The organism is Paenibacillus athensensis, from assembly GCF_004514475.2.
In the GTDB taxonomy this organism is placed as follows: Bacteria; Bacillota; Bacilli; order Paenibacillales; family NBRC-103111; genus Paenibacillus_AL; species Paenibacillus_AL athensensis.
This window is the reverse complement of the sequence record NZ_MYFO02000002.1, coordinates 372,542-397,663: the sequence shown is the minus strand read 5'-3', so window position 1 is coordinate 397,663 and position 25,122 is coordinate 372,542. Positions and strand designations below refer to the sequence as shown.

The 25,122-nt window shown below is 55.4% G+C and carries 12 protein-coding genes and 1 CRISPR repeat array; of the genes, 3 read left to right on the top strand and 9 right to left on the bottom strand.

The window, feature by feature from the left end:
- Positions 1–51: 51 nt before the first annotated feature.
- Both B5M42_RS05725 and B5M42_RS05720 read right to left on the bottom strand, forming a co-directional pair.
- The gene (locus B5M42_RS05725; protein ID WP_230632711.1) at positions 52–5,514 is read right to left on the bottom strand and encodes a fibronectin type III domain-containing protein; all 5,463 of its coding nucleotides are present in this window, start codon (positions 5,512–5,514) and stop codon (positions 52–54) included.
- 545 nt (positions 5,515–6,059) lie between these two features.
- The gene (locus tag B5M42_RS05720; RefSeq protein ID WP_134751906.1) at positions 6,060–6,836 is read right to left on the bottom strand and encodes an ABC transporter ATP-binding protein; all 777 of its coding nucleotides are present in this window, start codon (positions 6,834–6,836) and stop codon (positions 6,060–6,062) included.
- A 252-nt stretch (positions 6,837–7,088) separates the two neighbouring features.
- Between B5M42_RS05720 and B5M42_RS05715 the strand changes: the two genes are divergently transcribed.
- Positions 7,089–7,427, top strand: a complete 339-nt coding sequence (locus B5M42_RS05715) for a hypothetical protein (protein WP_134751904.1) — start codon at positions 7,089–7,091, stop codon at positions 7,425–7,427.
- A gap of 165 nt (positions 7,428–7,592) precedes the next feature.
- Here B5M42_RS05715 and B5M42_RS05710 read toward each other — a convergent pair whose 3' ends face one another.
- Positions 7,593–7,805: a hypothetical protein gene (locus tag B5M42_RS05710; protein ID WP_134752163.1), complete on the bottom strand. Its 213-nt coding sequence runs from the start codon at positions 7,803–7,805 to the stop codon at positions 7,593–7,595.
- 264 nt (positions 7,806–8,069) lie between these two features.
- Between B5M42_RS05710 and B5M42_RS05705 the strand changes: the two genes are divergently transcribed.
- Positions 8,070–9,278, top strand: coding sequence for an MFS transporter (locus B5M42_RS05705; RefSeq protein ID WP_134751902.1), 1,209 nt, complete (start codon positions 8,070–8,072; stop codon positions 9,276–9,278).
- A 124-nt stretch (positions 9,279–9,402) separates the two neighbouring features.
- Positions 9,403–11,001: direct repeats of the CRISPR family, unit length 32 nt; unit sequence GTTTCAATCCACGCTCCCGCACGGGGAGCGAC.
- A gap of 355 nt (positions 11,002–11,356) precedes the next feature.
- Here the strand turns inward: B5M42_RS05705 and B5M42_RS05700 are convergent.
- From B5M42_RS05700 to B5M42_RS05680, 5 genes are all read right to left on the bottom strand, one after another.
- Positions 11,357–17,011, bottom strand: coding sequence for a galactose-binding domain-containing protein (locus B5M42_RS05700; protein ID WP_230632706.1), 5,655 nt, complete (start codon positions 17,009–17,011; stop codon positions 11,357–11,359).
- 222 nt (positions 17,012–17,233) lie between these two features.
- A complete protein-coding gene (locus B5M42_RS05695; protein WP_134757578.1) occupies positions 17,234–18,247 on the bottom strand; it encodes a LacI family DNA-binding transcriptional regulator in 1,014 nt (337 codons plus the stop codon).
- A gap of 194 nt (positions 18,248–18,441) precedes the next feature.
- Positions 18,442–20,025 carry an extracellular solute-binding protein gene (locus B5M42_RS05690; protein WP_134757576.1) on the bottom strand — a complete coding sequence of 528 codons (1,584 nt, stop codon included), beginning with the start codon at positions 20,023–20,025 and terminating at the stop codon, positions 18,442–18,444.
- A 56-nt stretch (positions 20,026–20,081) separates the two neighbouring features.
- The gene (locus B5M42_RS05685) at positions 20,082–20,972 is read right to left on the bottom strand and encodes a carbohydrate ABC transporter permease (RefSeq protein WP_134757574.1); all 891 of its coding nucleotides are present in this window, start codon (positions 20,970–20,972) and stop codon (positions 20,082–20,084) included.
- Positions 20,973–20,984: 12 nt separating this feature from the next.
- The gene (locus tag B5M42_RS05680) at positions 20,985–21,851 is read right to left on the bottom strand and encodes an ABC transporter permease (RefSeq protein WP_134757582.1); all 867 of its coding nucleotides are present in this window, start codon (positions 21,849–21,851) and stop codon (positions 20,985–20,987) included.
- Between the two features lie 416 nt (positions 21,852–22,267).
- Here B5M42_RS05680 and B5M42_RS05675 point away from each other — a divergent pair, with 416 nt between their 5' ends.
- A complete protein-coding gene (locus tag B5M42_RS05675) occupies positions 22,268–22,720 on the top strand; it encodes a VOC family protein (RefSeq protein ID WP_134757572.1) in 453 nt (150 codons plus the stop codon).
- 81 nt (positions 22,721–22,801) lie between these two features.
- Here the strand turns inward: B5M42_RS05675 and B5M42_RS05670 are convergent, their stop codons facing one another.
- Positions 22,802–25,081 (bottom strand): helix-turn-helix domain-containing protein, encoded by a 2,280-nt coding sequence (locus B5M42_RS05670; RefSeq protein WP_134757570.1) that lies wholly within the window; start codon positions 25,079–25,081, stop codon positions 22,802–22,804.
- Positions 25,082–25,122: the final 41 nt, after the last annotated feature.

The following is a 25,122-nucleotide window of genomic DNA, read 5'->3' as shown; positions in this document are numbered from 1 at the left end:
GCATACAAAAAACCAGCCGCGCTCAGGCGGCTGGTTCGAATGCTTTTGCCATTAAGGCTGGGTGTAGCTCATGTTGGAGGAATCCTTCGCGCCTTGGCCGGATAACGTGTACGTATACGAATACGTGACGACCGCGCCTGCGGAAAGTCCACTGGTTACAGTATATTCCCAGTTGGTTCCATTTACGCTCATGTTGACGTTTTGCTGGCCTTGACCGGCAATTGTGTAGTGCAAAATAACGCTTGTTGCCGATGGGTTCGGCGTAAAGGTCCATTTGGCGGACGAGGCGCTTAATTTTGTAATCGTGTCGGTAAAATCGCCGGCCAGCGGATTGGTCGTCACGCTCAGCGCGCTGCTGGCTGCAGACACATTGCCCGCCGCATCCTTCGCTTTTACCGTAAAGGTGTAGCTGGTGTTGGCGCTCAACCCGCTAACGGTTGCGCTCGTTGCTCCTGTAGTCGAAGCGACAACGGTGCTGCCGCTATACACATCGTAGCCCGTTACGCCCACGTTATCGGTCGACGCCGTCCAGCTCAGGTTGACCGATGTGCTCGTCTTCGATGGAGCTGCAAGACCCGTTGGCGCTGTCGGCGCTTGCGTATCGCCGGCATTCGTCGTCACGCTCACCGCGCTGCTGGCTGCCGATACGTTACCGGCCGCGTCCTTCGCCTTCACCGTAAACGTGTAGCTTGTGTTCGCGCTCAAGCCGCTAACGGTTGCGCTGGTTGCTCCTGTGGTCGAAGCGACAACGGTGCTGCCACTGAAGACATCATAGCCCGTTACCCCCACGTTATCGGTCGACGCCGTCCAGCTCAGGCTGACCGAGCTGCTCGTTTTCGATGGCGAGGTCAGGCCTGTTGGCGCTGTCGGCGCTTGTGTATCCGCCGGTCCGGAAGCAACGGTATACGGAATCGTCAGCTGCGATTGCGAGCCCTGCGCAGACGTGGCATCGGTACGCACGGTATTGGTCGAGCCGCTGCCAAGCGCCATCCATACCCGCAGCTTCACTTTGCCGCCGGTCATGTTGGTCAACGCGGCGCCGCTGGCCTGCACGCCTTGCGTCGTGTAAGACTCGTTGCCGGCAACCGGATCGGTTGCTTTGTAACCAAAGGTTTCCGTGCGGTCATAGGTGCCGTCGCCGTTAAAATCATATTGCACTTGCGCTTTGAACGCATTGCCGACGCTCGTGCCCGAATCCACATACAGCGTGTATACCGTAGCGCCGCCGCTGTTGTACGTTCCGGTAATCGCCGGAGATACCCACTCGACCACCTGCGAGCTTGCCGGAGAGGTGACGTCGAGATTTTGCCCGCCCGCAGACGGCACCGCATCGGTAGCGGCGTTCGAACCGGCGGTATTGCTCAGCGCCCCCGGCGTTCCCGGAGCCGCACCGTCGCGTACAAAGAAGACGTTGGAGGTCGCGCCGCCGGTTTGACCGCTGTCGGTCACTACCGTCAACCCGCTGCTGGCTGCCGACACGTTGCCGGCTGCGTCCTTCGCTTTGACTGTAAACGTGTAGCTCGTGCCCGCGCTCAGGCCGCTGACCGTCACGCTTGTCGCTCCGGTCGTCGATGCGACCACGCTTGCGCCGCTGTACACATCGTAGCCGGTCACGCCTACGTTATCGGTCGATGCCGTCCAGCTCAGGCTCACCGACGTGCTCGTTTTCGACGGCGACGTCAGACCTGTCGGCGCTGTTGGCGCTTGCGTGTCCGCCGAGGCGTTGGTGACAACCGTCAAGCCGCTGCTCGCTGCAGACACGTTGCCTGCGGCGTCCTTCGCTTTTACCGTAAACGTATAGCTCGTATTCGCAGTCAAGCCGCTGACGGTAACGCTTGTCGCTCCGGTCGTCGATGCGACCAAGCTTGCGCCGCTGTAGACGTCATAGCCCGTCACGCCGACGTTATCGGTCGACGCGCTCCAGCTCAGGCTCACCGACGTGCTCGTCTTCGACGGCGACGTCAGACCTGTCGGCGCTGTTGGCGCTTGTGTGTCGGCTGTGGCGTCGGTGACGACCGTCAAGCCGCTGCTGGCTGCGGACACGTTGCCGGCTGCATCCTTCGCTTTGACTGTAAAAGTATAGCTGGTGCCGGCGCTCAGGCCGCTGACCGTCACGCTTGTCGCTCCGGTCGTCGATGCGACCAAGCTTGCGCCGCTGTACACGTCATAGCCCGTCACGCCGACATTATCGGTCGATGCGGTCCAGCTCAGGCTCACCGACGAGCTCGTCTTCGACGGCGACGTCAAGCCCGTTGGCGCTGTCGGCGCCTGGCTGTCGGCCGGAGGCGGCGAGAACAGTCCCATTTTGTAGCTGAAGCTTTGCGAATCCTTGCCTACGCCGTTGATGATGTACGTATAGAAATAATCAATCGTTGCATTGGCCGGTACGGGAACAGTGTATTCCCATGTCCCGTTATTATTGGTCATCATGTAGCCGGATTGGCCGCCGCCGTTAATTTTGGCGTTCAAAATGACCGTTGAAGGCGTATCGCCGAACACAACCGAATATTTGGCTTGTGTGGTGGTCGGCTCGGTAATTTTTTGCGTAAAATCCCCGGTTTGTATCAAATCGGTCCGCGCTTGCAGCGCTGCGCTGGCTGCCGATGTATTGCCTGCGGCATCGCGCGCCTTCACCGTATACGTATATACCGTAACTGCTTGCAGGCCCTTGTCGGTAAACGAGGTGCCCTGCACCGTGCCAACGAGCGTGCCGTTGCGATAGACGTCGTAGTCCGTCGTTTGCACGTTGTCTGCTGCAGCGTTCCAGGCCAGCGTCACACTGGTCGTTGTCGAGGCGGCTTGCAGCAAGCCGGTCGGCACGCTTGGCGCAGTCGTATCAACCGCTGTCGTCGTTACATTCAAAGCGGTGCTTGCTCCGGACAACAAGCCGTCAAGGTCTTTGGCTTTGACCGTATAGCTATAAGCCGTTGTAGCCGAAAGGCCCGTGTCGTGGTACGAAGTCGTCGACGTCGTGCCGACTTTAACGCCGTTGCGGTATACCTCATAGCCCGCTACGCCGCGATTATCGGTCGACGCTGTCCATGTCAGATCGACGTAGTTGGACGATTTGCGCAACACGCTGACGTTGGTCGGCGTAGACGGTGCAATCGTATCCATGATGTGCACGCCGTTGTCGGTGTTAAAGCTGTTCGGCTGTGCCGTTACTCGCTGGCCGTCGGAGAAATCGACGGTGATAGCCGTATTTTTCATATTGTAGACAAAATAAGAGCGAACGCCGTTTTTATTGAATACGGCATATATCGGGTAGTTCGCGGTCACACTCGGGTCCGGACGGCCCAATGCGTTCAAGTTATGCACCCAATAGTACGTATTCGAATGCGAGTTGCCGATTTCCGTCGGGAAATTCGTGCCAAGGGCGTTCAGATTGGCAATCGCGGCAGCAGGATCGTACAGCGCATAGTACATGTTGCTCAGATCGTCCCACTTTTCTTCACTGTTGTATTGCCCTTGCCCGTAAGCGTTGATGTATTCCGTCGTGCTTGGCCCCATCATGTCGTCGTATTGCTCCTTGACATAATCCGGATGGTAGCCGAGATACAGCGACGAAGCCGTAAGCGGCAGCCACAAAATCGGGAACTTCAGACGCGGATTGTCCGTCCACCAGGTCGCATTGGCGCTTTTGCCGCCGAATACCATCCAGACAGCGGAGTGATTGTAATCGGCGGGCAGGTTCTCGTTGTCCACATCGAACCAGTATTGGTCGCCTGCCGTCATTTCCGTCGTGTACAAATAAATGCCGAGGTCTCGCAGCGTTTTGTCGCCGGTCGCTTCACCCCATTGAATAATGCCCGACCACGCGTTCAGCGCTTCGGATACGGACTCCTGGTCGTTGCCGTCAGCAGTGTGACCTTTGCCGTTGGCCCAGGAATGGCCCGCATATGGATCAAAATTGCGCAAGAACGGGAACATCGTATCGTTGCGGTTCGGGTTGGCGATTTCCCGGATCAGCATTTTGACCATGCCGCCCCATTGCGCGTCACTGGCCCACGTTTTATCGACGCGTGCGATATCTGCGGCCGCTTTGATGAAATAACCGTAATGGAAATGGTGGTCGCTCAGCAGCGGAGCGCTATAGAAGCCTTCGCGGTAGCCGATCAGCGTGCCCCAGGTGCTGTTGTAGCCGAAAAATGCGTTCGGGTCCTGCGTGCCGTCGGATTTGCTCGCTTTCAGATAATCCTCCAGCGCCGTTTTCACTTTATTGCGGGCCGTCGGCGCCAGCGTCGGATCGACCTGATCGGCAATGGCCGCGATCTGCGTCCAGCGGTTCAGCTCCTTGCCGGCAAAATACGTATCCGTCTTGTAGAGCGGGCTGTATTTGTTTTCCGCGCCGTCTTGCTGGAGGTACGTCTTGAGCTGGTTGACGTTGTAGGTGCCTTTATTCGGCAGCACCGGCAAAATGCCGTTGAATTTGATCGACATGGAGAAGGACGAGCCTTCGCCGACAATCATTTTGCCGCGAATGCTGTTATACGTATAGCTGTTAAGCAGCGGCGTCGCACTGTTTTTCCATTGGTGCGGGTACAGGGCGAACAAGGTCGCCGCCGGCGCTCCCGTTTCCTTTGGCGTAACGGTGAAGTTATACGTCGAGGTGACCATGCTGGTCGCTTCGTCGAAGTTCCACGACACCTGCGTGTTCGTCACGTGCGAATAGGCGTATTGCTGGTATTTGCTCAGCGCAGCAGGTGCCGTTGCATCGGTCAAACCGTCAGGCAAGAGGGCGAGTGAGAAATAGTTTTTGCCATTCAGGTTGTTGACGAGCGTCGTCGTACCGATCCCCGACCAGGTCGAGCCCGTCGGACCGAACAGGGCGTAATATTTGCCGTTCGTTTTGATCCCGAGCACGGCGCTGTTGGCATTGCCGCTGAATACCGTCGGCGCAGTCGGGAACGTCAGCTTGGGATTGCCACCGGCGAAAATGCCGTAAACGTAAGGCGAGCCGTGGCCATAGGTCAGCTTCATGCTGTTGGAACCGCTGGCAAAGGATGCCGTCACCATCCAGTCGCTGTACCCGTCCACTTTCGCGTCAGGGAAAGAAGTGGCCGAATGGCCGAGCATGAAATCCTTGGCGTTGCTGTCTTGGATGTTGGCTTGGATGTCACGCTGCCAGCCGAAGCGATCGACCATGATGCCGATGCTTTTGCCTGGATAATACACCTGCAAGCCGCCTGTTTTCGGCCAGAAGGCCAGCGGATGCGGATACTGCCGTTCCGAGAACGGGTCCCAGGCCAAATCGGACCACCAGTCGCTCGTCGGGATCGGGCCGGTCACGTTGCTTGTTTTGTAAATTGTGCTTTGCGGAACCGGATATGCCAATTGACCGTGAACGCGATCAATATCCCAGTAGGACGGAGCTGATGTTTCCGGCGGCAGCGCCGTCGTGTAGCTGCCTGCGCCGACGCTCACTTCGCCCGAAAAGGCGTAAGCGGGACTCGTTGGTTGCAGCAGGGTAAGCACAAGCAACAGGGCCATTGCAGTGAATATGATTTTCTTCATGTGTTGCCTCCCATTCCTCTTTTTTGTAAGCGATTGCATTTTCGAAATTACCGAAAAACCACCTCCTTTATTTTCGAATAAAATCACTTTATCGAAAATATTTTAGTTAAAATCTGGATATTTCGCGGCTTTCCCTCAGTTTAACGGGCAGATAGTGGGAAGTCAAGGTCATATTGACCGAAAAATTCACGAAATATTTTGAGTTTATGTTCCGAAAAAAATTTTAGAAATGATTTTTTTCGCCTGTTGAAAAAAAAATAAAACCAAACCGCGTTTGCTTCCGTAGTACTCTTCAAGCTTTGCATTTTCTGGCTCAGGGAGGTTATGCTCATGACAATGACAATCGCTTTAGCTCGCCCCGTTTCCGTCCGTGATTTGGTTCAACAAGTAGTCTGGTACATGAGAAAACGCCGTAGAGCGTAGTTCATCCCGTTTGATCGTTTCCAAGACATAGAAGCAGCAAGGCAAGAAAGCATTGCCAAAGAGGCCTCCCGATTGACGGGAAGCCTCTTTTTATTCGGAGCGGTCATAGGTTCGGTTCAAGATCAAATGCCCGAGCTGTCCACCAGCTCCAGTTCATCGATTTTTTCAAATTCACTTAATACCTTGAGCCGCAGCTCTTGAAACGAGGTCGTCGTTTTTTTGCGCGGGAATGGCAGATCAACACCAACCACCTTGCGAACCGCTCCCGGCCGCGGCTTGAGAATGACCACCCGGTTGGCCAAATAAATCGCTTCGTCGATATCGTGCGTCACCAGCACCATCGTCGTCCGATTGCGCTGCCAAATATCGATCAGCACCTCCTGCATATGCGTGCGAGTGAACGCATCCAACGCGCCGAACGGCTCGTCAAGCAGCAGCACCCGCGGATTGCGCAGCAGGGCCCGGGCAATCGCCACCCGTTGGGCCATTCCTCCGGACAGCTCGCGCGGATACGCCTTCTGAAAGCCTTCCAGCCGGACGAGCTCGATCAGTTCGTCGACTTTACGACGCACCTCGGGGCTGTGTAGCGACCAGTCGGCAGCGATATTTTTTTCCACGGTCAGCCAAGGAAATAACCGCGGTTCCTGAAAAATAAAGCCCTTCTCGATACCCGGCCCGGCAATCGGCTTGCCGCCCAGCCGAACGTCGCCGCTGTACTGCAAATCCAGCCCGGCGATAATTTTCAGCAGCGTGCTTTTGCCGCAGCCGCTTGGGCCAATGACCGTGATGAACTCTCCCTCCTTAATCTGCAGATCAATGTGCTCCAGCGCCTGCACCCGGCCTTTATTCGATACGAACGTTTTGTTCAAATCGCTTATTTCCAGAATTGGATTTGCCATTGTCTCGTGCTCCTCCCACGGCTTTTTGGACAAATAAAAAAAGAGACATCCCCTGCCGGGAACGCCTCCGTTTCGTACGGTCGACTTCGTTTAATTCCAACTAAAAAAGTCGGTTTTAGTGAACTTGGTTTCATCTTAACAAGCTGAATATTGGCTGTCAAGGCAATTTTGTATGTTAAATAGGCAGAAATCACTTGAAATCCTTATTATTCCTAGTATAATACTAGGTATAAGCATACAGGAGGAGCGTTTATGGCGCAAACATATCAGCAATACGTGCAGGGTTGGGTCGACGACTATCTCGATTTGTACAATTTTGCGGCGCAATTGGGCGATACGCATTGGCAACAGGAAATTATGCACACGCTCAAAAATAAGGATCAGCACGTTCAATCGTTATTGCAACAGCAGTTGTGGCAGCTTTTTGATTCCGTGAACCGCAAAATGCTGGAGTTGTTCGAACAAATGCGTGCCACTCAAAATCAAGCCGAAAAAGAAACCATTCGCGAGCAGGTCTGGGAATTAAAGCTCATTCGTGTAGAAATCGTCAGAAAAATCAATGCGCAGGATTATTACGCAGCGGGGATTTAACGCTTGTAGGGGAAACAAGCTGTTGACATGCAGCGATCTGCTCTGTCAGCTTGTTGAACGGGCGTACAGACGACTGTTCCGCCAAAACCTGTTCAAGCCACCCTGGCAGGTTAGCTTGGTTGCAAACGCGAATCCGGAAAATTCGCTTGCTTGAGCTGCGTGTTATTACACGGTTTGTTTCATTTCACGCATCATGCTCATCATCATCGTCATCATTTCGTCGCATTCTTCGAACTTGGACATCATGGCGTTCATATCCATACCGGCCATCATTTCCATTTTGCCCATGCAGTCCATCATCATCTTCATCGACTTCATTTTGCAAATCATTTCCTCCATGCACATGTTCATCATCATTTCCATTTGCATGTTCATCATCTCCATTTTTTCCATCCAATTCCCCTCCTTTCCATTCACTTCTTGTTTAGATTACTATAAAACATTCCTGATCTGCAATCCCCCATTGGAATTAATGAAAAGCTGTCCAATCGGCAATCCCCTTGCGAATAGACCAGCTTATGAGATGCCCAGCTTGGCCGTTGTGCGTATAGATGTCGATATGGGTCAATTTGCCGTTTGCCTTTCCGGCCGTTCCGTGGGATTCTAGCGGAAGATGAAGTTTTTCAACCGGGAGTGGACAGAATGAGCGACAACGACTTTTTACAGCGTATGGGCATGCGCATGAGCCGGGGCACCTGGCGCAATTTTCAATGGGATTTTTCGGCGACGATTTTGTTCAGCTTGTTTAACGTTATTTTTAACCAATTTTACATTCCGATGGCGATTCATCACGGAGCGACAAGTCTGGCGGTCGGATTGTTGTCGGCTTCACCGGCCATCGGACTGCTGTTCTCGCCGCTGTGGGCCAACTGGATTGAACGAACGCAGCCGAGACCGTTTATGCTGTATCCGAACCTGATCGGCCGCTTGCTGATCGTGCTGCCGGCCATTTGGACGTCTTCTTGGGTATTCGTCGGCGTAGCGCTGGCGTTCCAGTTGCTGATGGGCATTCAAGCCCCGGCTTACGCCTCTCTGGTCACACGGATGTATCCGGCCGATCTGCGCGGGCGGCTGATGGGCAACGTGCGGGTCGCTATGGGCTTCCTGATGGTGCCGCTTTCGTATGTATGCGGACGCTGGATCGACCATGCCGGCAGCGGAGGGCCGCTTGCCGCCGCTGCATTGGCTGGCGTGCTGTCCATTCTCGCCTTCAATGGAATTAAAGAAATCGAACCTTTAGCGGGTCCGCCCCGCAAGCCGTCGCTACTGGATCAGTTCAGCATTCTAAAAGGCAATAAGCCGCTTATCGTCTTCCTGGCGGCAACCACGTTCGCTGGCTTCGGCAACATGCTCGGAAACCCGCTGTACCAGATCGTACAAGTTCAACAGCTTGCGCTGAGCAACGTAGAAATCGGTTTCATTCGGATGGTCTATTTTCTTTTCCTGATGTTTGCCTATTGGCTGATGGGCTGGATGATCGATCGGTATACGCCTAAACACGCCATGTATTTTGCATTCGGCGGCTTTCTGCTCGTGCCGCTGCTCTACGGCTTATTCGACAGCTTCCCCGTGCTGCTTGTGGCCGGGGGACTGCAGGGATTTGCCGACGCCGCTTGGGATATCGGCTGCATGGCCTATGTGTTCCGCATCGCGCCGGGACGCGAAGCGTCAGTGTTTGGGCTGCACCTGATGCTGTTCGGCATTCGCGGCACGATTGGCCCGCTGCTCAGCACCGGCTTGTCGCACAGCCTGCCGATGTCGGCGCTGTTTTTAAGCGCTGCCGCCTGCAGCGTTGTGGCTTTGATTTTGTTTGTGCTGGAAAAACCGGCGGGCGAGCCTAAGCCGTTATAGATTGTGGTTGTTAAAGAACCGCGCTTCGCTAGTGGAAGCGCGGTTCTTTGTTTTTGCGTTTCGATTGACGCTCCTGAGCGGGAAGCGTCACCACTAAACCATGTGACCGTGCGCGATGTACTGAGTTTCAATCCACGCTCCCGCACGGGGAGCGACCTCCGCCGCTTATGAGCGTCCCCACGAATTTGTCGGCAGTTTCAATCCACGCTCCCGCACGGGGAGCGACCAGTTTAACGACTCCATGTATTACAACGCCTACGAGTTTCAATCCACGCTCCCGCACGGGGAGCGACGATTGCCGTCGTGTCTGATGGAACATGGATTCCGTTTCAATCCACGCTCCCGCACGGGGAGCGACGAATCCATCCGCGGCGAGATGCCTCCGGGCTTGTGGTTTCAATCCACGCTCCCGCACGGGGAGCGGCATTGCTCCTCCTGCCATAAATTGAAACTTCGAGCTGAGTTTCAATCCACGCTCCCGCACGGGGAGCGACCGTTGCCTATCCCTTCCGCCAACTCATACAGTTTGTTTCAATCCACGCTCCCGCACGGGGAGCGACAGTAACGGTGAGGGGGGCATAGCCCCCTTTTATTGTTTCAATCCACGCTCCCGCACGGGGAGCGACGGCCCCCGATCAGGTCGCCGATATGGAGGCGCGGTTTCAATCCACGCTCCCGCACGGGGAGCGACCTGACTCATCGATGATAACCACGCTGCCAGCAGGGGTTTCAATCCACGCTCCCGCACGGGGAGCGACCATGACGATTTACTTTGTCACGTCGTTGTTCCGGGTTTCAATCCACGCTCCCGCACGGGGAGCGACCCCCGCACGGGGGAGGAATACGGGGAATATCGAGCGGTTTCAATCCACGCTCCCGCACGGGGAGCGACCCGGTGCGGCCGTGATGCCGGCAGCCTGCGGGAGTTTCAATCCACGCTCCCGCACGGGGAGCGACCCCGCACGGGGGAGGAATACGGGGAATATCGAGCTGTTTCAATCCACGCTCCCGCACGGGGAGCGACGGGTCGGGGACGTAATCAGCGGTAAAACGTTTATGTTTCAATCCACGCTCCCGCACGGGGAGCGACGAAAAGCACACGACCCATAGCCCCCGCACGGGGGAGGTTTCAATCCACGCTCCCGCACGGGGAGCGACTCCACATGGAAATCAATAAAAGGAAGGGAGGGATGTTTCAATCCACGCTCCCGCACGGGGAGCGACGTGACATTGAAAAGGAATGGTTTGACATACCACTGGTTTCAATCCACGCTCCCGCACGGGGAGCGACGCGATCGTCATGATATCGTCCGCATCCGTCGTCACGGTTTCAATCCACGCTCCCGCACGGGGAGCGACGGTTAACGATTGAAGCGTGGGGGCAGCGTCTCAACGTTTCAATCCACGCTCCCGCACGGGGAGCGACAGCATGACACCTTCGCGCTCCATCAATGATTTTTGTTTCAATCCACGCTCCCGCACGGGGAGCGACTGGGTGTAACCGTGCATACCACGGGGAGCGACCCGTTCTCTTTAACTAATTATATCAAATAAATGACGTTTCAATCCACGCTCCCGCACGGGGAGCGACATCGAAAGTTTTTCGTTTCTCTGTTTTTATTACTGTTTCAATCCACGCTCCCGCACGGGGAGCGACGACTAACTGGAATGCAAACGAGCGTGAATTTTATGTTTCAATCCACGCTCCCGCACGGGGAGCGACAGCATCCCCCGCGAGCCCTTGTCCCGTAAGGCTTCGCAGGTCCTTTTGCGCGAACCTCAAATCAAGCAGTGGTCGATAACGCAAAAAGTAGATGTTTTCAGCGCAAAAGCAAAAACGGCTTCTGCTGAATCCCTTGCTGGGCAAGCTTTTCGCGACTTCGGATGCAAATGCGCGAACCTCCCGGGATTTTCATGTGCGCTTGGGGTTCGCGCAAGCTCAATGTAGCATACATCAAGCGCTTCCGGCAATAGTGACTGTCTGCCCTCGTCAAGCAACAAAGCTGAACATCGTGTCTCCATGCCAAAACGCCGCCTCCCTCTCGGAAAGCGGCGCCTGCGTCAAGCTCATTTCACTCTTAATTCAATTGTTCAACGCGTACATTGCCAATCCACACGGCATTCGTATTCTGTCCAAGATTAAATTCCAGACGAGCATTGTTGTCGCTGTTTTCTTCCATCCGGAACAAAATGTCGTAGCTGCCGGTGGCCGGATTCAGCGTAAACGTCTTCTGCGGCGAATAAGCGGTAAACCCGCGCGATGCTCCGCCACCGAGCTTGACCTGAATCGTGCGCTGCGCGGTCGATTTGGCGTCAAAGCTCATTTTGTAATAATGGCCTTTGACCAGCGGCAGCTCCTGAATCAGCTGGATTGCATGCGGTGCGTTGCCGCCATTGCTGACCGAAACCTTGGCAAAATTGCTGCCGCCGTTCGCTTCAATCGCTACGCTGCCGCTGCCGCCAAAATCAGGCAGCTGCAGGTATTGCCAGTAGGCCGTGTTGGCTACGCCGGCAATGCTCGGTACGTTGGCTATCGTTTGCGTAAAGTTGTTGTTGTAGATTTCATTGCCATCGGCCAATACCGGACGCGCATCGGACGGACGCGCTTGCGGCGTGATCGGCGCAGGCGGCACCGGCGTGCGGTAGCTGCGGCCCGTCAGTTCATATACCCGCACATAATCGACGTCCATTGTAGCCGGGAATGTCGTGCTCGCATCCGGGTTGCCGTCAAACCAGCCGCCGACAGCGAGGTTCAGGATGATGTAAAACTCCTGATCAAATGGCGCCGGATAGTCGCCGTTTTCACTGTACCAGTTACTTTGCGTTTGATACAGATTGCCGTCAACGTACCAGCGAATTTCACCCGGCTCCCACTCCAGACTGTACACATGGTAGTCTGAAGAGAACGTCTGACCGGCCGGGAAGGTGTAGTCGGCTCCCGTATGCTTGTTGTTCGGCGCGGTACCGCCATAGTGGAGCGTTCCGCTAACTGCATTTGGCGTGCTGCCCTTGGCTTCCATCAAGTCCAGCTCGCCGGAAGCGGCCCATGCGCCATACTTGTCGTTTTTCGGCAGCAGCCAGATTGCCGGCCATAAGCCCTTGCCCGCAGGCAGCTTGGCGCGGATTTCAAACTTGCCGTATTTCTTGGCATACAAGCCTTGGCTTTTGATTTTCGCCGAGGTGTAGTCCCACGTATAGCCGTAGGGATCGGTGAATTTCGGACTTTCTTTGACGGCTTTGAGCTTGAGCGAGCCGTTTTCTGTCGTCAGATTGCTCGTGCGATCCGTGTAATACTCCAGCTCGCCGTTGCCCCACCCGGATACCCAATCGCTGCCAGCCATAAAGCCGTTGCCGATGTCCGGCGTCCAGTTGCTGCGGTCGACGGTCCCATTGTTGAATTCATCGTGCCAGACCATCGTCCAGCCATTATTGGCCTGCACTTCCTCCACCCGCACCTTGCCGATCCAGACCGGATTCGTGTTCTGGCCGAGGTTGAACTCCAGTCGGGCGTTGTTGTCGCTATTTTCTTCCATCCGGAACAAAATATCGTAGCTGCCGGTGGCCGGATTCAGCGTAAACGTCTTCTGCGGCGAATAAGCGGTAAACCCGCGCGATGCTCCGCCGCCGAGCTTGACCTGAATCATGCGCTGCGCGGTCGATTTGGCGTCAAAGCTCATTTTGTAATAATGGCCTTTGACCAGCGGCAGCTCCTGAATCAGCTGGATTGCATGCGGTGCGTTGCCGCCATTGCTGACCGAAACCTTGGCAAAATTGCTGCCGCCGTTTGCTTCAATCGCTACGCTGCCGCTGCCGCCAAAATCAGGCAGCTGCAGGTATTGCCAGTAGGCCGTGTTGGCTACGCCGGCAATGCTCGGTACGTTGGCTGCCGTTTGTGTAAAGTTGTTGTTGTAGATTTCATTGCCGTCGGCCAATACCGGACGCGCATCGGACGGACGCGCTTGCGGCGTGATCGGCGCAGGCGGCACCGGCGTGCGGTAGCTGCGGCCTGTCAGTTCATATACGCGCACATAGTCCACATCCATCGATTGCGGGAATGTCGTGCTCGCATCCGGGTTGCCGTCAAACCAGCCGCCGACAGCGAGGTTCAGGATGATGTAAAACTCCTGATCAAATGGCGCCGGATAGTCGCCGTTTTCGCTGTACCAATTGCTTTGCGTTTGATACAGATTGCCGTCAACGTACCAGCGAATTTCACCCGGCTCCCACTCCAGACTGTACACATGGTAGTCTGAAGAGAACGTCTGACCGGCCGGGAAGGTGTAGTCGGCTCCCGTATGCTTGTTGTTCGGCGCGGTACCGCCATAGTGGAGCGTTCCGCTAACTGCATTTGGCGTGCTGCCCTTGGCTTCCATCAAGTCCAGCTCGCCGGAAGCGGCCCATGCGCCGTACTTGTCGTTTTTCGGCAGCAGCCAGATTGCCGGCCATAAGCCCTTGCCCGCAGGCAGCTTGGCGCGGATTTCAAACTTGCCGTATTTCTTGGCGTACAAGCCTTGGCTTTTGATCTTCGCCGAGGTGTAGTCCCACGTATAGCCATAGGGATCAGTGAATTTAGGACTTTCTTTGACGGCTTTGAGCTTGAGCGAGCCGTTTTCTGTCGTCAGATTGCTCGTGCGATCCGTGTAATACTCCAGCTCGCCGTTACCCCACCCGGATACCCAATCGCTGCCAGCCATAAAGCCGTTGCCGATGTCCGGCGTCCAGTTGCTGCGGTCGACGGTCCCATTGTTGAATTCATCGTGCCAAACCATCGTCCAGCCATTATTGGCCTGCACTTCCTCCACCCGCACCTTGCCGATCCAGACCGGATTCGTGTTCTGGCCGAGGTTGAACTCCAGTCGGGCGTTGTTGTCGCTGTTTTCTTCCATCCGGAACAAAATATCATACGTTTCCGTTCCGCTGCCCAGCGTAAACGTCTTCTGCGGCGAATAAGCGGTAAAACCGCGCGATGCCCCGCCGCCGAGCTTGACCTGAATCGTGCGCTGCGCGGTCGATTTGGCGTCAAAGCTCATTTTGTAATAATGGCCTTTGACTAGCGGCAGCTCCTGAATCAGCTGGATTGCATGCGGTGCGTTGCCGCCATTGCTGACCGAAACCTTGGCAAAATTGCTGCCGCCGTTCGCTTCAATCGCTACGCTGCCGCTGCCGCCAAAATCAGGCAGCTGCAAGTATTGCCAGTAGGCCGTATTGGCTACGCCGGCAATGCTCGGTACGTTGGCTACCGTTTGCGTAAAGTTGTTGTTGTAGATTTCATTGCCATCGGCCAATACCGGACGCGCATCGGACGGACGCGCTTGCGGCGTGATCGGCGCAGGCGGCACCGGCGTGCGGTAGCTGCGGCCTGTCAGTTCATATACCCGCACATAATCGACGTCCATTGTAGCCGGGAATGTCGTGCTCGCATCCGGGTTGCCGTCAAACCAGCCGCCAACAGCGAGGTTCAGGATGATGTAAAACTCCTGATCAAATGGCGCCGGATAGTCGCCGTTTTCGCTGTACCAATTGCTTTGCGTTTGATACAGATTGCCGTCGACATACCAGCGAATTTCACCCGGCTCCCACTCCAGACTGTACACATGGTAGTCCGAAGAGAACGATTGACCGGCCGGGAAGGTGTAGTCGGCTCCCGTATGCTTGTTGTTCGGCGCGGTACCGCCATAGTGGAGCGTTCCGCTAACTGCATTTGGCGTGCTGCCCTTGGCTTCCATCAAGTCCAGCTCGCCGGAAGCGGCCCATGCGCCGTACTTGTCGTTTTTCGGCAGCAGCCAGATTGCCGGCCACAAGCCCTTGCCCGCAGGCAGCTTGGCTTTGATTTCAAACTTGCCGTATTTCTTGGCGTACAAGCCTTGGCTTTTGATTTTCGCCGAGGTGTAGTCCCACGTGTAGCCATAGGGATCGGTGAATTTCGGACTTTCTTTGACGGCTTTGAGCTTGAGCGAGCCGTTTTCTGTCGTCAGATTGCTCGTGCGATCCGTGTAATACTCCAGCTCGCCGTTACCCCACCCGGATACCCAGCTGCCGCCGGCCATAAAGCCGTTGCCGATGTCGGTTGTCCAATTGCTGCGGTCAAGGGTGGAATTGTTAAATTCGTCGTGCCAGACCATCGTCCAGTCGCCCGGCAGCGGTGTCCCGCCCGGTGTCGGCGTTGGGGTCAAAGTAGGTGTCGGTGTTGGCGTTTCCGTTGGCGTCACGGTTGGCGTCGGAGTTCCGCCCGCGGGCGTGCCGTACACTTCGAACTCAAACAACGAGTATCCGTAGGGCGGAAGTCCCCGCAGTACGCCTTGCATCCGCACATACTGCACATTGCTCGCAGTTACGGCAAAATCGTCCGTAGCCCCGTCGCCGTTCGTTTGCGAGTAATTATCGGTCCAGCTTGTGCCGTTGGCCGAGGTCTGGATTTTGTACGACTTCCCGTACGCCGCTTCCCACTTCAGCACGACGCGCGAAATATTGTAGGATGCTCCCAGATTGACGGTGATCGATTCCGTATCCGAGAAGCCGGACGACCAGCGCGTGCCAAGGTTGCCGTCAACAGCCATGCTGCCCGTCATGCCGCCCTCATTGGACGACGTGACCGTAGTCTTGTTCAGGGCCACGTTCGTCGCCGGAGGAGGCGTCGGCGTTGCTGTCGGGGTTGCCGTTGGTGTTGGCGTCGCTGTCGGCGTTGCTGTCGGCGTCGCCGTTGGTGTTGGCGTCGGCGTCGCTGTTGGCGTTGCTGTTGGCGTCGGGGTTCCGCCCGCCGGCGTGCCATACACCTCAAATTCATACAGCGAATAGCCGTAAGGCAGCGCGCGCAATACACCTTGCATCCGCACATATTGGACGTTCGACGCCGTCACGGTGAAATCGTCCGTACCTCCATCGCTATTGGTTTGCGAATAGCTGTCTGTCCAGCTTGAACCGTTCGCCGAGGTCTGGATTTTGTACGACTTGCCGTAGGCCGCTTCCCATTTCAGCACGACGCGCGAAATGTTGTAAGCGGCTCCCAGATTGATCGTGATCGATTCCGTATCCGAGAAGCCGGACGACCAGCGTGTGCCCAAATTGCCGTCGACGGCCATCGCTCCGGTCATGCCGCCTTCATTGGACGTCGTTGTCGCTGTTTTATTCAACGCCACGTTGGTTGCTGCTGGTGTTGGTGTCGGTGTGGCCGTCGGCGTCGGTGTCGGAGTAGGCGTCGGCGCCGAGCCGTACACCTCGAATTCCCACAGCGAGTAGCCGTAAGCCGGAAGCGCTCTTTGCACGCCTTGCATCCGCACATATTGGACACCGGACGCCGAGATCGTCAAATCGTCCGTGCCCCCGTCGCTGTTCGTTTCCGTATAAGCATCGGTCCAGCTTGACCCGTTGGCGGACGTCTGAATTTTGTAGCCTTTGCCGTAAGCGGCTTCCCACTTCAGCACAACGCGCGAAATATTGTAAGATGCGCCCAAATTAACCGTAATCCATTCCGAGCTTGTAAAACCGGACGACCAGCGCGTACCCTGATTGCCGTCAACGGCCAGCCCCCCGGTCAATCCGCCCTCATTGGACGACGTTGTTACCGACTTGCCCACGGCGATGTTCGTGTCGGCGGCGCTAACGACCGCAGACGGAACCGGCAGCACACCCAGCACAGAGCCAAGCACGAGCATACCGGCCATCCAGCGCGAAGTCCGCTGCCTGAACGATTTCCATTTACCACCTTCCGTGGCCCATCGAGCTTTGTTTTGCAAGATTTACCCCTCCCATGACACAAAAATAAACGTACCTGATCTACCAAAACGCAAAGTAACCGTTTTCATCTTGCGCTTTCTTTAAATATATATGGAATTTTGATATTTTACAACAATTTCATGCAATTTTTTATCAAATAATTGCACCAATTTAAATCCGTGAATAATTTTGCGCAAAAAAAATCCCCCAGCCGCTTGATGCAGCCAGAGGATCGTCAGGGTTCAGCTAATCGGTTTGGTCGTATTCCGCTCAATCAGCATCGGCCGGAACACGGTATTCTCAAACGTTTCCAGCCCGCGCTTGCTGTCCATAATCGCTTTGATCGCGAAATCGGCCATCTCGCGGCGCGGCTGCCGCATCGTCGTCATCAGCGGAGCGGGGTAAAAAATCGGATTCTCATACACGATATCGTCAAAGCCCATCACCGATACGTCTTCCGGCACCTTGAGCCCGCGGTCGCGCGCCGCGCGGATGAACGCATCCGCCATCACGTCGTTGAAGCAGAATACCGCCGTAAACGACTGCGACTCAATCAATTGCAGCGCCGCCTTATACGCACCCTCGTAGGAGAAATCGCCGATCGCGACCAGATCGGGGTTGTACGCAATGCCGTGCTCCTCCAGCGCCGCCTTGTAGCCCTCCAGCCGCTCCAGCGCATGCTCGAACGTTTTATGAATGAGCATATGGGCAATGCGCGTGTGGCCCAGCCGAATCAAGTATTGCGTCGCGTCGTACGCGGCTTGAACGTTGTCGGTCGTGCAATTGATGATGCCCGGAGCGTCAATGACGCCAAACAGCGACACCATCGGACATTTTTGCTGGATAAACGGCTTCAGGTCGTCTTTGTTGAACGAGAACACCCCGACGAAAATAATTGCGTCGACGCGCCCTTCCATCGCCTTCAGAATATCGCTGTTCGACTGCGTGCCGTAGCGCGTATCCAAGCGATAGGATAAAACGCCGTAGCCGAGCTGGTCAGCTGTATTAAAAATCCGCTCCAGGATCGGGAAATAAAAAGCGTCCTGAATTTGCATGGCCATCACAACGCCCAGCACCTTCGTAGGAGCTTCCGTAAACTTGTCCGCGAGGATGATGGGGCGGTACTCCAGCCGTCTGGCGGCGTCAAGCACCTTTTTCGTCGTGGCCATACTGATTTTTGCGTTACCTTTCAATACCCTGGATACCGTACTGCTTGATACACCCGCGGCTTTCGCCACATCCTGCAACGTTGTCACCTGGCTCCCTCCACTTGTCCAAATCGATGAATAAGTTTTGCACTTTTATGCAAGTTTAACATAAAAACCGACAGAAGTATAAGAAACTTTGCAAACGCTATCGAAAAATATAAGAATGACGTAGAATATTCCCATAAAAAGGAAAAACCGCGGGTACGATGCGTACTCCGCGGTTTACAGCCTGCACGAAACGGCTATTGAATGCCTTTTTCGTCGTAATAAGCCGTCGCTTGCTGCTTGATATAATCGAGCAGCTTGTCGACGCCGGCCTGCTTCAGCTTGTCTTGATACGTCTTCAACGCTTTGTCGACATCCGGCACGAGACCAAGCATCAACGGCTGCCCGTATTGCTCATATACCTGATGGACAGCGGCCAGCTCGGTTTTCACCGGATCGTAATCGAGATAAATCGGCGCAAAAATATTCGGCTTGCTCTCGGCCTTGAACTCGGCAGTCAGCTTGTCGAAGCCGTCCCAGCCGCCTTCGGTCGTTTTCATATTCGGCTCGTACCGCCAGCCCCAGCTTGCGATGTCGTACGGCGTAACGACTTTCGGGTCCTGGCCCTTCGCCGGCACGACGATATGCTTCGGATCGGAAGCGATATCATAGTGGAGACCTTCGATGCCGTAGGTCATCAGGTTGTAATACTTGGGATCGTTGCGCAGCTTGTCGAGCACCATCAGCGAGCGGTCGGGGTTTTGCGAGCTTTTCGGAATCGCCATACCGTTATTGATCGACAGGTTCGGAATCGCATAATTATGGAAACGCGTGAACGGGAAATACGCCAGCTCGATGTCCGGATATTTCAGCTTCGTGTTGTTGATGAAGCCGCCGGCCGAAGACGGGTTGCGCCAGTAGATCGCGCCCTTGCCCGCCGGAATGAAATCGCCGGCCTCCTGCTTCGAGGAGAGCGTATTTTTTGACCAGTAGCCTTTGTCGGCCCAGCTTTTCGTCTTCTTGACCCAGTCGGCAAATTGCGGCGTAAACGGCGCAGCGATGATGTCGCGTGGCTTGTCGTAGGAGCTGGAGACGATGACGCCGTCCGTGTCGCCGCCAATCGTTTTGAAATCGTTGTAATCGAGATACAGCGTGTTGATTTCGTTGATCGCCTTGCCGCTGATTGGCGTCACGTCAGGCAGGTTCTTTTTCACCCCGTCCATGTACGCCTCCAGTGAGTCGAGATCCTTGACTTCCGGCAGATTGAATTTCTTGCGCCAGTCCTCGCGGTAGACGAGACCGTTCGGCGTATATTCGGCAAACGTGCTCGGCACGGCATAAATCTTGTCGCCCAGCGTAACGTCGCTCCAGTCCTGCTTAGGCACCTCCTGCCACGTCAGCGGCGCGTCCTTGGGCAGCATGTCCTTGAGATCGAGGAAGGCCCCCTGCTTGGCGTATTTGTAGAAGCCGGCCCACGACGAAGCAAAAATCATATCGATTTTCTCGCCGGACGTCAGCAGCAGGTTATATTTGGTTTCCCAGTCGTTCCACGTCGTAAAGTTCAGCTTCACGGTCGTATTCAAGTCCTGCTGCAGCATTTTATTCCACTCTTCGACGACCTTCTGCGTATCCTTATGCGGTTCGCCAACCAGATACCAGATCAGCTCGACCTTCTTGGACGTGTCTGGTCCGGTTGTCCCTTGGGCTTGAGCCGTTGCTTGCGCCCCGTTCGTCGCCGCCGGCTCGGGCGAACCCGAGCTGGAGCTGCACGCGGTCACCGCCGTGACCGTCAGCGCGGTTGCAGCGAGCAGCGTCAGTAGCTTGCTTGTCTTTCTTTTCATCAAGAACCCTCCTAAGTGATGTTTCGTATCGTTATATATTAGCCGGCAAGCCGGTGCTAACCTTTCACTGCGCCAACGGTCAAGCCTTTGACGAAATATTTTTGCAGAAAGGGGTACAGGAAGACAATCGGGCCGGTGACGATGACGGCTACAGCCATCTTCAGCGTTTCTGTCGGCGCTTCCATATTGGAAAGCGACAGGCTGCCGACGATTCGCGAGCGCAGCACCTCGGCGCTGGCCAATATTTTGTACAGCAGAAATTGCAGCGGGAATTTCGTATCCGTATTGATGAACACGGCGGCGTTAAACCAGTCGTTCCAGTAAGCCAGCGCAATGAACAGGCCGATTGTGGCCAAGCCCGGCGTCGACAGCGGCAGAATCAGCTTCCAATAGATCCGAAAATCGCCGGCCCCGTCGATTTGCGCGGATTCAATAATCGAATCGGGAATCGATTTCATGAAATTTTTCATCAAAATGATGTTCCAGGCCCCAATCATCAGCGGCAGGATCAGCGCCAAATAGCTGTCCTTCATGTGCAAATATTTGGTGATCATGATGTACCAGGGAATGAGTCCGCCGCTGAACAGCGTCGTGAAATAAATCAGGAATGACACGGCGTTGCGGTAAACAAAATCCTTGCGCGCCAGCACGTACCCGGCCATCGAGACGAAAAACAGGCCAAAAAAGGAGCCGACAGCGGTAATGCCAATCGTCACCGCGTAAGCGCGTTCGATTTGTCCGGGGGTGCTGAACACGACGCGGTACGCCTCCAGACTGAACACCTTGGGGAACAGGTTGAACCCTTCCTGCAAAATCGTCACCTCCGACGTGAACGAGCCGGCGATGATCAGCCAGAACGGCAGCAGGCAAAACAGCGCAAACAGCGTAATGAGCGTATAACCAAGCGCATTAAACACGATTGTGGCGCCTTCAGTTTTGATTTTCACAGCACAAACCTCCTAGAACAGCGCGTAATCTTCGCGGGTCTTTTTGATGATGAAATTCACGACGATCACAAGCAGGAAGCCGAAGAACGACTGGAACAGTCCGGCGGCCGTCCCCATGCCGATATCGAAATTGACCGTGAGCGAACGGAACACATACGTGTCGAGAATGTCCGTGGCGTTGTACAGCATGCCGTTGCCGCCGATGATTTGGTAAAACAAATCGAATTGCCCTTTGAGAATGCCGCCGAGGCTGAACAGGATCAGCAGCACGAACGTCGGCACGAGCAGCGGCAGTGTGATATGGCGGATTTGCTGAAACACGTTGGCGCCGTCGATACGCGCCGCTTCGTAATACTCGTCACTGATGCTCATGATCGCCGCCAAATAGATGACCGCGCCGTAGCCGAGCGTTTTCCAGATATAAAATCCGATAATGATGTACTTCCACGGCTCCGGCTGCAAATAGAAATCGTAGGTTGGATGCGCCAGCTCCTTGAGCAGCGTATTGACGACGCCGTTGTCGGAATTGAACATTTGATACGAAAACGCGCCGACCAGCACCCACGAAATAAAATGCGGCAGGAACATCACCGTCTGCGCCGTTCGTTTATACAATTTGCCCGGTATTTGGCTGAGGAACACGGCTGTAAGGATTTGCAGCACATTGCCGAGCACAATAAAGGCGATATTGTACAGCACCGTATTTTTGATCAGTTGGGTCAGCGTCCCCGATTGAAACAAAAATTTGAAATTGTCCCACCCGACGAACGGGCTGCCGAACAAACCGCCGTTAAAATCGAACCGCGTAAACGCGTAGTAAATGCCGATCATCGGGATATAGTTGAAGATCAGGAAATAGAGCAGAACCGGCAGGATCATCAGAAACAGCACCTTGCTTTTGTTCAGCTCATACCACAATCCTCTTTTTGCTCCGACCTTCACATTGATCTCTCCTTCCCGGGCTGCGGGTCGCGCCTTGGGCCCTGTTGATGAATGCACCGTTATCGTAATGAAAATCAGGACGATGGGGCAACTGTAAATACGCAACCAAAGTTAGCATTCGGGCGAAATGGGCACTGTCTTTTTCCGACTTGAGTGTGTTTTTGCTATATTTAAGGGCATTTTGCGAACGAAATCGGCTTTGGGCGGGCAAAAAAAGCCCCGGTTCGCGGCAGTCAGCGCCGCAGACCGAAGCTTGTTCCTGTTTTTTTTGGAATATATGCGCAATTCTTGATAATATAAACCTGAAGCTGAACGGCTAAACCCAATTTGTACATATAAGGAGATACGAAACTATGGCAAGTAACCAATTATTGAGAATGGATAATGTCGGTATCGTGGTTGAGTCGCTGGAGAAGGCCATCTCTTTCTTCGAAGAGATCGGCTTGAGGCTCGAAGGGCGGGCGACGATTGAAGGCGAATGGGCCGGGCGCGTGACTGGACTTGGTTCCCAGCATGTGGAGATTGCGATGATGGCGACCCCGGATGGCCACAGCCGGCTTGAGCTCTCGCGGTTCCTCTCCCCTGAAGTGATCGCAGATCACCGGACGGCTCCGGTCAATGCGCTGGGTTATCTGCGCGTCATGTTCGCGGTGGAGAATCTGGACGAGCTGCTCTCCCGGCTGGAGAAGCACGGTGCCGAGATCGTGGGCGAAGTCGTTCAATACGAGAATGCGTACCGGCTTTGCTACATTCGCGGAGTGGAAGGACTCCTGATCGGCTTGGCCGAGCAAATCGGTCGTTCCTAAGAGACATGCCAACAAACCGCTTCGTTGAAGAAGCGGTTTGTTAGGTTGAAGCGGGCGGATGATCTGGCGCCGGCTTGCCGGTTAACCGATCTCGCGCGCCTGCGGGCCGTCCGGACGGGCGTTCTTGCGGAAATCCAGCGGCGTGACGCCGTTCCACTTTTTGAACGCCTTGTGGAAATACGAGGTATTGGAAAATCCGGTTTTTTCCGCGATTTCGTTGACCGTGTAGGCGGTCTCCAGCAGCATTTCATGCGCTTTGCGCATCCGAACCTCGATGATGTAGTTGAGGATCGTCTTGAGCGTATGCTTTTTGAACAGTCGGCCGATATAGGTCGAGGACATCTGCATGCTGTCGGCGATGCTCTCCAGCGACAGGTCCTGCCGCATATACGAGCTGTCAATCAGCTGCACGATCCGCTGCACCAGCTCCTCGTGACGGGCGTTTTTCCGTTCGCTCAAATAACCGGCCAGCTCGTCAAACATTGCATCGAAGCCGGCATACAGCTCCTCCAGCGTTTCCAGATGGTGCATGCGCTCCAGCAGCGTGCTGACATTCACATCAAAATCGGCGTCGCTGTTGCGCTTGATCGTCGAAACGGCGTTATGGATCGCAAAGCTCAAATGCGACAGCGCCAAGTGGAAGGAAGCGTAGGAATAATCGGCGGTCTCTCCGATGATCTCGCGCAGAACCGCCTTCGTATCGTCGAGCTTGCCAAGCATCAGCTCCTCGATCAGCTGCTTTTCCTTCTGAATCGGGTATTCATACGGCTTCGCCTTGCCCTGCTCCACCCGCGTAGCGGAAACGAGGCACTGCGGGCCGTGAAACAGGCTATGCAGCGACGCTTCCGTCGTCTGATTGAACAGCGCCGCTGCCGCCAGCGCCGTCGCGCCCGGCGCGCTGACGATAGCCGACACGGACAGATTCAGGTAGCGGCGCACCGCCTCCTGAATGGCGCGCAGCGTCGCCTCCAGCGTCGGCCCTTCGCCGTCCTCCGTCGGCTCGTCGCGGCCGTTCAGCAGCAGGGCGAGCCGATTCTCGCCCATCTCCACCGCCGCTCCCTCGTAATAATGCGCCGACAGGACCTCCTCGGCTACGTTGGCGATGCCGTATTTCAGCAACAGCCGATCGGCGCTCGGGTAATCGGCGACAAACTGCGCGTAGCGGTCAAGCTTGAGCAGCACGACCCGGCAAGAGCGATCGGCGCGCAGCGGCATGCGGAGCCGGTCCAGCTGCTGCTGCATGCGGGCGAGATCGATCTTCTCGCAGCCGAGCAGCACGCTGCGCAGAAACTCCTGCCGCTGCTTGAGCAGGTGCTCGCTTTTTTCCGCCTCCAGCGTCACCAGCTTGACCAGCCGGTTATGCACCTTGGCATACAGCCGCCGCGAAATCAAATACGAGACGCCAAGTCCCGCTGCCAGCAGCGCCAGCGCGCTCAGCACCGTCTTCAGCCGCAGGCTGTTGATCGGACTGGTCACGGTCGCATAGGGCACGATGCGCACATACCGCCAGCCGAGGTAATCGGGCAGCGTATACGTCACGAGCGAGTGGACCCCGTCCACCTCCGCGACGAAATAACCGGCTTCCTTCGCTTGCAGGATCGTTTGCATATAAGGCTTCCCGGAAATGTCGGCAAGCATCGCCGATTTCCAGCTATTGGAGACCAACTGTCCCGTGTTATCGACGATAAACGTATTATTGTCGGAGCTGGTGATCAGCCCGTCGATATTTTTGTGCATCTGCGTTTCCGAAATATTGACGACGATCACATCGTCGCTGCTGCCTTTTTGCAAGGTGTCGTACAGCAGGAACGTATAGACATCGCGTTCGGTTTCCTGCACGGCCGTTCGGCTCTCCACCGGCATGCGGCGGGGGATCGGCGCCAGCGTCGGGTACTCGCGGGCATGACGGACGATATCGACGATTTGCTTGTCATAAATCTCCGCTTCGCTTTGCACCGCGTAATCGCTTACATCCGAGCTGATGTAAAAGGTCCGCTTCTTGGCGTTATACACGTAAATCGAATCGATAAAAGGCGACGTCGCCCTGTACGAATTGAGCTGCGTCAGGGCGTTCGTCGTATCGACAATCTCCACCTCGGAGAAGTTCAACAGCTTGCGAATGTGCTTGTCGTAATAAATCTGCTTGGCAAATGTGCCTGCCGTAACTGTCATCAGCGACGCTTCGCGGCTCGTCTGGGCCAGATTGCTCATCGTATAGGCGAACGATTGATGCAGCGCGATGCGCTCGAACTGAAAATACAAAATGGCGGATAACGCGATAATCGTCACGACAATCGTCATGGTAAAGGAGAAGAACAGACTGCTGTGCAGCTTCGTTTGCTTGTCGTTGATCGTATTCATCGGTTACGCCTCCATTTGTATCGCATTGCGCCAGCGCCGCA

Bases quoted from the DNA above. Each gene is read 5' to 3' on its own strand.
- B5M42_RS05725 (WP_230632711.1), bottom strand. From the start codon at position 5,514: ATGAAGAAAATCATATTCACTGCAATGGCCCTGTTGCTTGTGCTTACC.
- B5M42_RS05720 (WP_134751906.1), bottom strand. From the start codon at position 6,836: ATGGCAAATCCAATTCTGGAAATAAGCGATTTGAACAAAACGTTCGTA.
- B5M42_RS05715 (WP_134751904.1), top strand. From the start codon at position 7,089: ATGGCGCAAACATATCAGCAATACGTGCAGGGTTGGGTCGACGACTAT.
- B5M42_RS05710 (WP_134752163.1), bottom strand. From the start codon at position 7,805: ATGATGAACATGCAAATGGAAATGATGATGAACATGTGCATGGAGGAA.
- B5M42_RS05705 (WP_134751902.1), top strand. From the start codon at position 8,070: ATGAGCGACAACGACTTTTTACAGCGTATGGGCATGCGCATGAGCCGG.
- B5M42_RS05690 (WP_134757576.1), bottom strand. From the start codon at position 20,025: ATGAAAAGAAAGACAAGCAAGCTACTGACGCTGCTCGCTGCAACCGCG.
- B5M42_RS05680 (WP_134757582.1), bottom strand. From the start codon at position 21,851: ATGATCCTGCCGGTTCTGCTCTATTTCCTGATCTTCAACTATATCCCG.
- B5M42_RS05675 (WP_134757572.1), top strand. From the start codon at position 22,268: ATGGCAAGTAACCAATTATTGAGAATGGATAATGTCGGTATCGTGGTT.
- B5M42_RS05670 (WP_134757570.1), bottom strand. From the start codon at position 25,081: ATGAATACGATCAACGACAAGCAAACGAAGCTGCACAGCAGTCTGTTC.